The organism is Phytopseudomonas argentinensis (assembly GCF_900113905.1).
Taxonomy (GTDB): Bacteria; Pseudomonadota; Gammaproteobacteria; order Pseudomonadales; family Pseudomonadaceae; genus Aquipseudomonas; species Aquipseudomonas argentinensis.
The window spans coordinates 96852-110108 of sequence record NZ_FORC01000005.1 but is presented as its reverse complement, the minus strand read 5'-3'; the positions used below and the strand labels follow the sequence as shown (position 1 = coordinate 110108).

The 13257-nt window shown below is 66.1% G+C and carries 12 protein-coding genes; 10 read left to right on the top strand and 2 right to left on the bottom strand.

Going from position 1 to position 13257, the window contains the following annotated elements; translation table 11 throughout:
* The first annotated feature begins 128 nt into the window (after positions 1 to 128).
* The 6 genes from BM154_RS21070 to BM154_RS21045 are packed head-to-tail and all read left to right on the top strand — an operon-like array spanning position 129 to position 5667.
* Entirely contained in the window at positions 129 to 1148 is a 1020-nt protein-coding gene (locus BM154_RS21070) for a substrate-binding domain-containing protein (protein ID WP_074889035.1), read from the top strand.
* Positions 1132 to 2136 (top strand): ABC transporter substrate-binding protein, encoded by a 1005-nt coding sequence (locus tag BM154_RS21065; protein WP_074889032.1) that lies wholly within the window; start codon positions 1132 to 1134, stop codon positions 2134 to 2136. The genes BM154_RS21070 and BM154_RS21065 overlap by 17 nt, the downstream gene beginning before the upstream one ends.
* Positions 2137 to 2185: 49 nt before the next feature.
* Positions 2186 to 3004 (top strand): ABC transporter permease, encoded by an 819-nt coding sequence (locus tag BM154_RS21060; RefSeq protein WP_074889264.1) that lies wholly within the window; start codon positions 2186 to 2188, stop codon positions 3002 to 3004.
* On the top strand, positions 3001 to 3795 hold the full coding sequence (locus BM154_RS21055) for an ABC transporter permease (RefSeq protein ID WP_074889029.1): 795 nt from the start codon (positions 3001 to 3003) through the stop codon (positions 3793 to 3795). The genes BM154_RS21060 and BM154_RS21055 overlap by 4 nt, the downstream gene beginning before the upstream one ends.
* Entirely contained in the window at positions 3792 to 4823 is a 1032-nt protein-coding gene (locus tag BM154_RS21050; RefSeq protein ID WP_074889026.1) for an ABC transporter ATP-binding protein, read from the top strand. The genes BM154_RS21055 and BM154_RS21050 overlap by 4 nt, the downstream gene beginning before the upstream one ends.
* Positions 4816 to 5667, top strand: a complete 852-nt coding sequence (locus BM154_RS21045; RefSeq protein ID WP_074889023.1) for a phosphodiesterase — start codon at positions 4816 to 4818, stop codon at positions 5665 to 5667. Before BM154_RS21050 ends, BM154_RS21045 begins: the two co-directional genes overlap by 8 nt.
* 110 nt (positions 5668 to 5777) lie before the next feature.
* Here the strand turns inward: BM154_RS21045 and BM154_RS21040 are convergent, their stop codons facing one another.
* The gene (locus BM154_RS21040; protein WP_074889021.1) at positions 5778 to 6899 is read right to left on the bottom strand and encodes a methyltransferase; all 1122 of its coding nucleotides are present in this window, start codon (positions 6897 to 6899) and stop codon (positions 5778 to 5780) included.
* 301 nt (positions 6900 to 7200) lie between these two features.
* On the opposite strand from BM154_RS21040, the gene BM154_RS21035 reads away from it, so the two are divergent.
* The gene (locus BM154_RS21035; protein WP_074889017.1) at positions 7201 to 8190 is read left to right on the top strand and encodes a TRAP transporter substrate-binding protein; all 990 of its coding nucleotides are present in this window, start codon (positions 7201 to 7203) and stop codon (positions 8188 to 8190) included.
* A gap of 189 nt (positions 8191 to 8379) precedes the next feature.
* Here the strand turns inward: BM154_RS21035 and BM154_RS21030 are convergent, their stop codons facing one another.
* Positions 8380 to 9300, bottom strand: a complete 921-nt coding sequence (locus tag BM154_RS21030; RefSeq protein WP_074889261.1) for a LysR family transcriptional regulator — start codon at positions 9298 to 9300, stop codon at positions 8380 to 8382.
* A gap of 115 nt (positions 9301 to 9415) precedes the next feature.
* Here BM154_RS21030 and araD1 point away from each other — a divergent pair, with 115 nt between their 5' ends.
* The 3 genes from araD1 (at position 9416) to BM154_RS21015 (ending at position 13127) form a co-directional block, all read left to right on the top strand.
* A complete protein-coding gene (gene araD1 / locus BM154_RS21025) occupies positions 9416 to 10411 on the top strand; it encodes an AraD1 family protein (RefSeq protein ID WP_074889013.1) in 996 nt (331 codons plus the stop codon).
* Positions 10412 to 10478: 67 nt separating this feature from the next.
* A complete protein-coding gene (locus tag BM154_RS21020; RefSeq protein ID WP_074889010.1) occupies positions 10479 to 12056 on the top strand; it encodes an aldehyde dehydrogenase (NADP(+)) in 1578 nt (525 codons plus the stop codon).
* A gap of 297 nt (positions 12057 to 12353) precedes the next feature.
* A complete protein-coding gene (locus tag BM154_RS21015; RefSeq protein WP_074889007.1) occupies positions 12354 to 13127 on the top strand; it encodes a ferredoxin--NADP reductase in 774 nt (257 codons plus the stop codon).
* Positions 13128 to 13257: the final 130 nt, after the last annotated feature.

Below are 13257 nucleotides of genomic sequence, written 5' to 3'. Positions count from 1 at the left end.
TTAGTGATACTTCTCTCGCTGGGCAATTGGAAGCGCTCTGAAACCGAACTGTCATCCCCTCGTCGCGCGACTGCCATCTGCGCTCGCTAAGTTGCTCGCCAATGAGATCGATCTCAAGGCGAGCGAGCATGACGGATCTGAAAGAGGTTGCCCTCAGGGCAGGCGTTTCCCGGGCTACCGCCGCGCGGGCTTTTGCCTCGCCGGACATGGTGCGCCCGCATACCCGCGAGCAGGTGTTCGCCGCAGCGCGCCAGCTGGGCTTTCGCCCCAACCGCCTGGGCCGCCAGCTGCGTTTGCAAACCACCCAACTGATCGGCGTGGTGGTGCCCAACCTGCTCAACCCGGTGTTCGCCGAGCAGTTCCAGTCCATGGAGCAGGCGGCGCGTGCGCGGGGCTACAACCTGCTGCTGGCCACCACCGACTACCAGGCCGAGCGCGAAAGCGAGGTGGTCGAGGAGTTGCTGCGCCAGCGCGTCGATGGCCTGGTGCTGACGGTGACCGATGCGCGCAGCAACCGCGTGCTGCAGAGCCTGGCCCAGGAAGACACGCCTTTCGTGCTGGCCTACCACCAGCCTGAAAACCCGGAGTACAGCGCCGTGTCGGTGGATAACCGCGCCGGCATGGCCCTGGCCACCCGGTATCTGCTGCAGGCCGGCCACAGGCGCATCGGCATGGTCGCCGGCTCGGCCTTGCAGTCCGACCGTGCCCGGCTGCGTTACGCCGGCTATCGGGAGGCCATGCACGCCGCCGGGCTGGAGGCCTTGCCGCTGATCGAGATGCCGGCCCATACCCAGGCCGACTTCGCCACCCTCGCACCCTGGCTGCACGACCCGCAGGCGCCCAGCGCGCTGCTCTGTTCCAACGACCTGCTGGCCATCAGCCTGATCAACGAGCTGCGCCGCAATGGCTGGAGCGTGCCGCGCCAGCTGTCGGTGATGGGTTTCGATGGCATCGCTCTTGGCACGCAGATGCACCCGACGCTATGCAGCGTGGTGCAGCCCATCGCCGAGCTGGCGCACACCCTGATCGACCAATTGCTGGCGCAGATCGCCGGTGCCACCCCCGCTTCCCACTGCCTGCCGTGCCAGATCCGGCCAGGCGAAAGTATCCGCCCCCTCGAGGAGACGTCCGATGATCCGCTTGCGTAAAACCCTTGCGGCCCTGCTGCTGTGCAGCACCGCCAGCCTGAGCCACGCCGCCGAAACGGCGATCTGCTACAACTGCCCGCCGGAGTGGGCGGACTGGGGGGCGCAGCTCGCGGCGATTGCTGAGAGCACCGGTGTGAAAGTGCCGCTGGACAACAAGAACTCCGGCCAGGCCCTGGCGCAGCTGGTGGCCGAGCGCGCGGCGCCGATGGCCGACGTGGTGTACTACGGCGTGACCTTCGGCCTGCAGGCACAGAATGCCGGGGTGGTCGGCACCTACAAGCCCAAGGGCTGGGACGAGATTCCGGCAGGGCTGAAAGACCCCGAAGGGCACTGGTTCGCCATTCATTCCGGCACGCTGGGCATCATGGTCAACGTCGATGCCCTTGGCGGCCTGCCGGTACCGCAAAGCTGGGCCGACCTGCTCAAGCCCGAGTACAAGGGCATGGTCGGTTATCTGGACCCGTCCAGCGCCTTCGTCGGCTACGTGTCGGCGGTGGCGATCAACCGCGCCATGGGCGGTGACCTCGACGACTTCACCCCGGCCATCGACTACTTCAGGAAACTGGCCGGCAACTCGCCGATCGTGCCCAAGCAGACCGCCTATGCGCGAGTGCTGTCCGGTGAGCTGCCGATTCTCGTCGACTATGACTTCAACGCCTACCGGGCGCGTTACAAGGACCAGGCCAACGTCGCCTTCGTGATTCCCCGTGAGGGCAGCATCAGCGTGCCCTACGTGATGAGCGTGGTGGACAATGCCCCGCACCGCGCCAATGCCGAGAAGGTGCTGGACTTCGTGCTCTCCGACAAAGGCCAGGCGCTGTGGGCCAATGCCTACCTGCGGCCGGTACGCCCGGTGCAGATGCCTGCCGAGGTGGCGGCGCGCTTCCTGCCGGAAAGCGACTACGCCCGCGCCGGCGTGGTGGATTACCAGAAGATGGCCGCGGTGCAGGAAGCCTTCGCCGCGCGCTACCTGAAAGAGGTGCGCTGAGGTGAGCAGCGCGCTGAGCAACCACGCTGCCGCGAGGGCTGACCGGCCGCTGTGGCGCTGGCGACCCGGGGCGGCCGTGGCGCTGGTGCCGGCAGCCGCGGTGCTGCTGGCTTTCTGGCTGTTGCCGCTGGCCCACCTGGTGCTGCTCGGTGGTGAAAGCCGTGGCGAGGCGGGTAGCGGCTACTGGCAGGTGCTGAGCAGCGGCCAATATCTGAGCAGCCTGGCGCAGACCAGCGTGCTGGCGGCCACGGTGACCCTGGCGGCATTGTTGGTGGGCAGCATCAGCGGGGTATTTCTCGCCCGCCAGCGCTTCTTCGGGCGTTCGGCGCTGGTCGCCTTGCTGACCTTTCCTCTGGCCTTCCCCGGCGTGGTGGTGGGCTTTCTGGTGATTCTGCTGGCCGGGCGCCAGGGCGTGTTCGCGGCGCTGGGCATGGGGCTGGTGGGCGAGCGCTGGGTCTTCGCCTATTCCCTGGCCGGGTTGTTTCTCGGTTACCTGTATTTCTCCATACCGCGGGTGATCCTCACCGTGATGGCCGCCAGTGAAAGCCTCGATGCCAGCCTGGAGGAGGCCGCCCGCTCGCTGGGCGCCAGCCACTGGCGGGTGACCTGGGACGTGATCGTGCCGGGGCTGATGCCGGCGCTGGTGTCCTGCGGGGCGATCTGCTTCGCCACCTCGATGGGCGCGTTCGGCACTGCCTTCACCCTCGGCACCCAGCTCAACGTCACGCCGGTGGCGATCTACAACGTGTTCACCAACTACGCCAACTTCAGTGTGGCTGCGGCGCTGTCGGTGATCCTCGGCGCGCTGACCTGGGCGGTGCTGCTGGTGGTCAGGAAATGGGTGCGAAAAGCCGGAGGGCTGCTATGAAACGCTCGACGCTGTTTGCCGCGCAGCTGATTTTCACCTGCCTGGTCTGCGCCTTCATGCTGGTGCCGGTGCTGCTGTCGCTGCTCGCCGGGCTGACGCGCAATTATTTCCAGGGCCTTTCCAGCGGCCTGACCTTCGACTGGCTCGTGCAGGTCTGGCAGGCCTATTCGCCGACGGTGTGGCTGTCGCTGCAACTGGCCGTGGCCTGCGCCCTGTGCGTCTGCGTGATCGGCGTGCCGGCGGCCTATGCCCTGGTGCGCATGAACAACCGCTTCAGCCGCGCCTTCGAGGAGCTGATGGTGCTGCCGGTGGCGATGCCCGGCCTGGCCAGCGCCTTGGCGCTGCTGCTCACCTATGGCCACCTCGGCGGGTTTCGCGGCAGCTGGCTGTTCATCCTGGTCGGCCATGTGCTGTTCACCCTGCCGTTTCTGGTACGCCCGGTGATGGCGGTGATGCAGCGCCAGAACCTGCCGACCCTGGAAGACGCTGCCGCCAGCCTCGGCGCCGGCCCGCTGCGACGCTTCTTCACCGTGGTGGTGCCCAACTGCCGGGCCGGCATCCTCGCTGGCGTGCTGATGGTCGTCACCCTGTCGCTGGGCGAATTCAACCTGACCTGGATGCTCCACACGCCGATGACCAAGACCCTGCCGGTGGGCCTGGCCGACAGCTACGCCTCGGCGCGGCTGGAGGTCGCCAGCGCCTACACCCTGCTGTTCCTGCTGATGATCGTACCGCTGCTGATCGCCCTGCAGGCCATCAGCGCCCGCCTGTCCCGTGGAGATCAACGATGAGCGCTACCTCCATTCGCCTGCACAACTGCCGCAAGGCGTTCGCCGACGGCACCGTCGCCGTGGATGACCTCAGCCTGGAGATCCAGGCCGGCGAAACCCTGGCCATCCTTGGCCCCTCCGGCTGCGGCAAGACCACCACATTGCGCCTGATCGCCGGGCTCGAACGGCCGGATGCCGGCCAGGTGCTGTTCGCCGGGCGCGACGTCACGTCATTGCCCATCGAGCGCCGCGACGTGGGCATGGTGTTCCAGAACTACGCGCTGTTTCCCAACCTCAACGTGGCCGACAACATCGGCTACGGCTTGAAGGTGCGCAAGATGCCCCGCGCCGAACGGGAACGGCGTTGCGCCGAGTTGCTCGAGCTGGTCGGCCTGCAAGGCTATGGCCACCGCGCCGTCCATGAGCTGTCCGGTGGTCAGCGCCAGCGCGTTGCCCTGGCCCGCGCCGTGGCGCCACGCCCGCGGGTACTGCTGCTCGACGAGCCGCTGGCGGCCCTGGATGCCCAGTTGCGCGAACGCCTGCGCAGCGAGCTGGGCCAGTTGCTGCGCGAACTGGCCATCACCGCCGTGTTCGTCACCCATGACCAGGGCGAAGCCATGGCCTTGGGCGACCGCATTCTGGTCATGGAGCGTGGCCGCATCGCCCAGCTCGCCACGCCGCGGGCGCTCTATCAGCAGCCCGCCAATGCCTTCGTGGCGAATTTCATCGGCACCCTGAACGCCTTCGCGGTGCTTGGCCGTACCGCCAATGGCGTGCAGGTCAATGGCGGCGAGTTGCCGTGGAGCGCCAGCGAATTGCCGGGCACCCTGTATTGCCGCCCCGAGCACCTGCAGGTGACCAGTGCCCCCGGCCACGTGCGCGGGCGGTTGCTCGGGCAATTCTTTCAGGGCGCGCAGAGCCGCCTGCTGGTGGATGTGGGCGGCGCGCAGCCGCTGTCGGTGGACAGCAGCGACGACCGCCTGCATGCCCCCGGCGATTTGATCAACCTGGCCGTCGAGCCCCAGCGAGTGTTCAGCCTCAATGCCTGATGTCATCCCCAACGCTTCGACCTTCCTGATCGCGCAGATCAGCGACCTGCACCTCAAGGCCGGCGGCAAGCCGAGTTACGGGGTGGTCGATACCCTGGCGGCGCTGCGCCGCGCGGTCGAGCACCTGAACGCCAGCCAGCCGCGCCCGGATATCGTGCTAATCAGCGGTGACCTGGTGGACTTCGGCCACCCGGACGAATACGCCGTGCTGCGCCCGGAGCTGCAGCGCCTGGCCATGCCCTATTACCTGGTGCCCGGCAATCATGATGATCGCGGCCATCTGCTGGCCGCCTTTGCCGATCACGCCTACCTGTCGCCATCGCCCGAGGCGCCGTTGGACTGGGTGATCGACAGCCACCCGGTGCGCCTGATCGGCCTCGACACGACGATTCCCGGCAGCCACGGAGGGCAGTTGCAGGACAGCCAGTTGCGCTGGCTGGATGCCCAGCTGGCGCTGCGCCCGCAGGTGCCGACAGTATTGATCCTGCACCACCCGCCATTCATCAGTGGCATCGGCCATATGGACCGCGAGCCGTTTCGCAATGCCGCGGCCCTGGAATGGCTTATCGGCGGTCACCCGCAGGTGGAGCGGCTGCTTTGCGGGCACCTGCATCGCGCGATCCAGCGGCGTTTTGCCGGCAGCCTGAGTTGCGTGTGCCCTGGTGTCTCGCATCAGATCGTGCTGGACCTGCAGCCTGGCGCGCCTGCGCACTTCAACCTGGAGCCGCCTGGTTACCTGCTTCATCACTGGCATGCCGAGCATGGCCTGGTCACCCATACCGGGGTGCTCGGTGAATATCCCGGGCCTTATCCGTTCTATGACGGCAATGGTCTGATCGACTGAGGGAAGGATTGCTGGGTATCGCTGCGCTCAACCTCAGGCTACAAGTGACTCTGGTAGCCCGGCGTTGAGCGCAGCGATACCCGGGGCAGCAGGCGCCGCGATATCAATGTCTACTTGGTCGCCTTGAGCACCACGAACTTCGGCGTGGCCGCCACCTGCTCGACGCCGCGGAACAGCCGCGCCAGCTTGGCGTGGTAACCCAGATGGCGGTTGCCGACGATCCACAGCTCGCCACCGGTGACCAGTGCGCTGCGTGCCTGCTGGAACATGCGCCAGGCGAGGAAATCGCCGACCACCTGCTGCTGGTGGAAGGGCGGGTTGCACAGCACCAGATCCAGCGAGTCTTCGGTCTGTTCGGCCAGGCCGTCACCCGGGCGGATGGTCACCGGGCGCTCGCCCAGGGCGGCTTGCCAGTTTTCGCTAGCGGACTGCACGGCCATATAGGACTCATCCACTAAGGTCAGCTCGGCCTGGGGGCTGCCGAGGGCGTAGACGATGCCCAGCACGCCGTTGCCGCAGCCCAGGTCGGCCACTCGACGGTTATCCAGATGGCGCGGCAGGTGCGGCAGGAAGGCGCGGGTGCCGATGTCCAGGCCTTCGCGGCAGAACAGGTTGGCATGGTTGCTCAGCTCCAGCGCCGGCTTGTCGAGGCGGTAGCGGGTCGGGTAGGGCGACGGCGCCGCTGGTCGGGCTTCGGGCGTGGCGTGCAACAGGCGGGCCTTTTTCACCGCCAGCGAGGCCTGCACCGCGCCGATGTATCGCTCCAGCAGGTCGCCGGCCGCGCGGGGCAGGTGCTTGATCATCGCGCCGGCGATCACCTGAGCGCCTGGCGCCAGCTGACCGTGCAGGCGGATCAGCTGTTCTTCCAGCAGCGCCAGGGTTTTCGGCACACGGATCAGCACCATATCGAACGGGCCGCTTACCGGCTCGCTGGCCGGCACGAAGGTCACTGCATCCTCGGCCAGGCCGTTGCGTGCCAGGTTGAGGCGCAGCGCCAGGTGGCCCAGGTGCGAGTCGCCGCTGCTGGTCACCTGCGCACGGCCGGCCAGGGCACAAGCCAGGGCGCCGAAGCTGTCATTGAGCAGCAGCACACGCGCACAATCCGGCAGGTTCTGCACCTGCTCGAGCAGGTAGGCATCGGCGGCATCGAAGGCCTGCAGCGGCATGCCGGGTTGCTCGGGCTGGCGTTGCAGGTCGAGGGTGGCGAACGGGGTGACGAAGGACGACGACATGCTGATCTCGTGATGGGCGTGGCGGGGCGCATTCTGCCACGGCGCGGGCATTGAATCTTCAGGCTGTGCAGCAGTTGGCGTTATTACCGCTTGTTCTGCCGGGTGCGATCGACAAGAATCGCGCCCCTGCCAGAACGGTCGCGTTTGCCTGACCCCTCTCCGCAGCCCTCCAATAATAGTCGGACACCCGCGCGCTGCGCCGGGCCTAGCCGACAGCGACCTCACCGAGGTCATCCGCAACCCATTTTCTTCAGGTGCTGCCTCGCGCATGCGCCGCTGTCTGCTATTGCCGAGGTTTTGCATGTTCAAGTCCGTTGTCACCACCGCCCTGTCAGCCGTGCTGCTGATCTGCACGCCGGCGTTCGCCGCCGAGCCCATCGTCATCAAGTTCTCCCACGTGGTCGCTGAAGACACCCCGAAAGGCCGTGGCGCGCAGCTGTTCAAGGAACTGGTCGAACAGCGCCTGGGCGACAAGGTGAAGGTCGAGGTGTACCCGAACTCCACGCTGTTCGGTGACGAGGACGAGCTGCAGGCGCTGCGTGACGGCAAGGTGCAGATGTTGGCGCCGTCGCTGTCCAAGTTCGATGCCTACACCAAGCAACTTCAGGTGTTCGACCTGCCGTTCCTGTTCGATGACCTGGAGGCGGTAAAGCGCTTTCAGAAGCGTGAGAAAAGCCGCGAGCTGCTGCGCTCCATGGCGGGCCACGACATCTACGGCCTGGCCTACTGGAACAACGGCATGAAGCAGCTTTCCGCCACCCGCGCGCTGAAGGCGCCGGCCGATGCCAAGGGCCTGAACTTCCGTATTCAGCCATCTCCGGTACTGGAGGCGCAGTTCGCCCAGATCGGCGCCACCGCCAGCAAGATGGCCTTCAGCGAAACCCTGGCGGCGCTGCAGCAGGGTAGCGTGCAAGGCGCGGAAAACCCCTGGTCGAACCTGGCCAGCCAGAAGCTCGACAGCGTGCAGCCGTTCATCACCGAAACCAACCACGGTTCGCTCAACTACATGCTGATCAGCAACTCCAAGTTCTGGATCAGCATTCCCTATCAGGTGCGTACTCAGCTGGAAGCGATCATCGAGGAGGTCAGCTTCAAGGTGAATCAGGACGCCGAGGAGCTGAACCGCAAGAGCCGCGAGCAGCTGGTCGCCGCCGGCCGCGCGCAGATCATCACCCTGACCCACGAGCAGCGCGAAGCCTGGCGCGAAGCGATGCGCCCGGTGTGGCAGCGTTTCGAGGCCGAGATCGGCACTGATGTGCTGCGTGCGGCGCAGACGGTCAATCGGCGTTGATTGGTTAAGTCGGACTGCCGCCGAAGTCCTGTGGAAGCGGGCGGGGACGCCCAGTCCATGCCCGGGATTTTTTTCGCGGGCATGGCCTGCTTCCACATTTAGATCAGCGCAAGACCGTAGGATGGGTGAAACCCATCGGGAATTGATGGGTTTCACCTACGCGGCCCGCCCCATCCCACGAAGCGACGACTAGGAAGTCCGCAGCTCCTCCAGCAGCAAACGCGCCGGCGACGAAAGCGGCGAGCCGCGGCGGCTGATCACCCCATAGGGTTCGCTGCGCAGCACCTGGGCCAGTTCCAGGCATGCCAGTTGGCCCGACCGCGCCGCCGACTGGGCGGTTTCCCGTGGCATCAGCGCTACCAGGTGCGGGTCTTCCTGCAGCAGCATCAGGGTGGCGAAGGTCGAGGCGGTTTCCAGCGGGTAGCGCGGAAACTCCAGCTCGGCGTCGCTGAATGCCCGCTCCAGTACCAGGCGCATCGGCATGTTCGCCGGGAACACCACCCAGCTGTAGGCCGCCAGTTGCGCCAGGCTCAGACCCGGCGTGGTGGCCAGCGGGTGCGCGGGGTTGGCCACCACTTTCAGCTGTTCGTCATGCAGGCTCAGGCAGTCGTAATCATCCGGTCGGCGGCTCACGCTGGTGCGGCAGATCGCCAGGTCCAGGCGGCCCTGGTCGATCAGGCTGAGCAGCCGCGCACTGGTGTCTTCGACGATTTCCACCGACAGTTCCGGCTGGCGCGCGCGCAACCGCGACAGCGCGCGGGTCAGGTGCGGCACCGCACCCATGATCACCCCTACCACCAGGCGCCCGCCCTGGCCCTGCAGGATGCCGAGCATTTCTTCGCGCAGGTGCGCCAGGTCGCTGTGGATCAGCCGCGCGTAGCGAATAGCGCAACGCCCCAGGTCGTTGGCTTCCAGGCCCTGGCTGGTGCGGGCGAACAGCCGCGTGCCGAATGCCGATTCGATCTCGTTGAGCGCCTTGGTCGCCCCCGGCTGGCTGATCGCCACGGCCTCGGCGGCCTTGTGCAGCGAGCCCTGTTCGTCGAGGGCGATAAGCAGGCGCAGCTGTTTCAGGCGTAGTCGGGAAACCAGGGCGGGGAGGGATGCGAGCATGGTGATAACCATCGGTTATTGCTTGATCAGAGCCTGTCATTAGGCAGGCTGGCGTTGAGTTCGTAAAGTCTGCCCTGTACCCGTTCGGGCAAGCGACTGACAAGAGAGATAAGCCATGCGACTGATCCAGTTCGAATCCACCAGCGGCCAGCGTCAGGTTGGCGTTGTCGACGGCGATGCCGTGCGTACCGTGCGCGGCGTTGCCAGCACCCGCGAGTTGGCACTGGCAGCGATCCGCGCCGGGCGCAGCCTGCAGAGCGAAGTCGACGGCCGTGGCAGCGACGCCGGCCCGGCTTACGCCGAACTGCAGCAGGGCGGGCGCATCCTGCCACCGCTGGATCATCAAGACCCGGCTCATTGCCTGATCAGCGGCACCGGCCTTACCCATCTGGGCAGCGCCTCGACCCGCGACAAGATGCACCAGCAGAAGGGCCAGGACGAAGCTACCCTGACCGACACCATGCGCATCTTCCGTTGGGGCCTGGAGGGCGGCAAGCCAGGTGCCGGCAAGATCGGCGCGCAGCCGGAGTGGTTCTACAAGGGGGACGGCAGCATCGTCGTGCGCCCTGGCGCCGACCTGCCGCTACCGGCCTTCGCCGAAGATGGTGGCGAGGAGCCGGAGCTGGTCGGCCTGTACGTGATCGGCGACGATGGCAAGCCCTACCGCCTCGGTTATGCCCTGGGCAACGAGTTCTCCGACCATGTGCTGGAGCGCCGCAATTACCTGTACCTGGCGCACTCCAAGCTGCGTTTCTGCGCCTACGGGCCGGAACTGCGCGTTGGCGCGCTGCCCGCTCACCTGGCCGGTACCAGCCGTATTCATCGCAGCGGCGAGGTGATCTGGGAGAAGGAATTCCTCAGTGGCGAGCAGAACATGTGCCACAGCCTGGAGAACCTGGAGTTCCACCACTTCAAATACCAGCAGTTCCTGCGCCCGGGCGATGTGCACGTGCATTACTTCGGTACCGCTACGCTGTCCTATGCCGACGGCATTCAGGCGCAGCCTGGCGACACCTTCGAGATCGAAATGAGCGAATTCGGCGCGCCCCTGCGCAACGGCCTGGTGGCGGCTGATGAACCGCTGCAGCCGGGCAGCGTCACAGCACTTTAACCATCCACCGTTACCCATGTCGCGGCCAGTTTTGGCCCCGCAGGGTTCTGACCAGGAGGAAGTATTCATGTCCGTCAATGGCCACAACATCATCGGCGGCGCCTACAGCGCCCGCGGCAGCGTGAAGCTGCAGAGCGTCGATGCCACCACCGGCGAAACACTGCCGTACGAATTCGTCGAGGCCACCGAGCAGGAAGTCGATGCCGCCGCCAAGGCCGCCGCCGCTGCCTACCCGGCCTATCGCAGCCTGCCGGCGAGCCGACGCGCCGAGTTTCTCGACGCCATCGCTGATGAACTGGACGGCCTGGGCGAGGATTTCATCGCCATCGTCTGCCGCGAAACCGCGTTGCCGAGCGGCCGCATTCAGGGTGAGCGCGGGCGTACCAGCGGGCAGATGCGCCTGTTTGCCCAGGTGCTGCGCCGTGGCGATTTCCTCGGTGCGCGCATCGACCGTGCCCTGCCGGATCGCCAGCCGCTGCCGCGCCCGGACATTCGCCAGTACCGCATCGGCCTCGGCCCGGTCGCCGTATTCGGTGCCAGCAACTTTCCGCTGGCGTTCTCCACGGCCGGCGGCGACACCGCCTCGGCCCTGGCTGCCGGTTGCCCGGTGGTGTTCAAGGCCCACCCTGGCCATATGACCACCACTGCCCTGGTGGGCGCGGCGCTGTTGCGCGCGGCCGAGAAAACCGGCATGCCCAAGGGCGTGTTCAACATGATCTATGGTGGCATCGTCGGTGCCGCGCTGGTCAAGCACCCGGCCATCCAGGCGGTCGGCTTCACCGGCTCGCTACGCGGCGGCCGTGCCCTGTGCGACATGGCTGCGGCGCGCCCGCAACCGATCCCGGTGTTCGCCGAGATGAGCAGCATCAACCCGGTCATCCTCCTGCCCGAAGCCCTCAAGGCCCGTGGCGAGAAAGTCGCCGGTGAACTGGCCGCATCGGTGGTGCTGGGCGCTGGCCAGTTCTGCACCAACCCCGGCCTGGTGCTCGGTATTCGCTCGCCGGAATTCAGCGCCTTTCTGCACAGCCTGACCGCCAAGATGGCCGAGCAGCCGCCGCAGACCCTGCTCAATGCCGGCGGCCTGGAAGGCTATGGCAAAGGCATCGCTGCGCTCGCCGCACACCCGGGCATCACCCACCTGGCTGGCACCGCGCAGGAAGGCAAACAGGCGCGCCCACAGCTGTTCAAGGCCGATGTCAGCCTGTTGCTCGAGGGGGACGAGCGTCTGCAGGAAGAAGTCTTCGGGCCGACCACCATCGTCGTCGAGGTAGCCGACCAGGCCGAGCTGATCAAGGCCATCGAGGGATTGCACGGCCAGCTGACCGCCACGCTGATCACCGAGCCGGGTGATCTGGCCGGCAGCGAGGCGCTGTTCGCGCTGCTCGAGCAGAAGGTCGGTCGCGTGCTGTTCAATGGCTACCCGACCGGTGTCGAAGTCTGCGATGCCATGGTGCATGGCGGCCCGTACCCGGCGACCTCCGATGCTCGCGGTACATCCGTCGGCACCCTGGCCATCGACCGCTTCCTGCGCCCGGTTTGTTACCAGAACTGCCCGGACGCCCTGCTGCCCGACGCCCTGAAGAACGCCAACCCGCTGGGTATCGCCCGTCTGGTAGACGGCGCCAGCAGTCGCGACGCGCTGTAAGCACCAGCTGCGCTGCGACGAGATAGCCGACCTTCGGGTCGGCTTTTTTGTGGGCGGTGGATCCCTGGCTGTCGCTGCGCTCGACTCGGGCTAAGGTGCTCTTGTGGGAGCGGGCCATGCCCGCGATTCGCGCGCATGGCCCGCTCCCACAAAGGTGTGATGCCACTTGCTACCTGCACTATCCCTTCAACCCGATGCCTCTCTAATCCCCGCTCCAGCGTTCTCCCTGATCTTTACCGGTGTTTCCTGCGGCGGCTTTGCGCGACACTAGGCCCATGAGCCCTGATGGAGCCGCCGATGAGTAGCGAAGACAAATTCACCCGCCAGACCCTTCTCGACGTTCAGACCCTGACGCCCAGCCTATTCACCCTGCGGACCACCCGCGACGCCGGGTTTCGTTTCCGCGCCGGGCAGTTCGTACGCCTGGGCGTGGAGAAGGCCGATGGCTCGGTGGTCTGGCGCGCCTATTCACTGGTTTCGGCGCCCCATGACGAGCACCTGGAGTTCTTCTCCATCGTGGTGCCCGGCGGTGAATTCACCAGTGAACTGAGCCGGCTGCGTATCGGCGATACCTTGCTGGTGGAAAAAATGGCCACCGGCTACCTGACCCTGGATCGCTTCATCGACGGCCGTGACCTGTGGCTGCTGGGCAGCGGCACCGGCATCGCGCCATTCCTGTCGATGCTGCAGGATTTTGAAATATGGGAGCGCTTCGAGCGCATCGTGCTGGTGTACAGCGCGCGCACGTTGGCCGAGCTGGCCTATCAGGACATGATCCACGGCTTCTCCGAACTGGAGCACCTGGCCGAATTCACCCACAAGCTCACCTACCTGCCAGTGGTGACCCGCGAGCAGGCGCCGGGCTGCCTGAATGCGCGCATCACTCAGTTGATCGAAAACGGCGAGCTGGAGCGCGCCGCTGGTCTGGAACTGACCCCCGAACATTCGCGGGTGATGATCTGCGGCAACCCGCAGATGATCGACGACATTCGCCAATGCCTGAAGGCGCGCAACATGAACCTCAGCCTGACCCGTCGGCCCGGCCAGGTTGCCGTGGAGAACTACTGGTAAAGCTGCAACCCGACACGCTCACACGGCATGTAAAGCATGGTTACAAACTTGCCGCTTTCAGTGTGACTCGCGCTCCAGTAGATTGCCGGGTCTGTTTCCCATTTTCCGGTCTTCATGGACAGCGACAGTA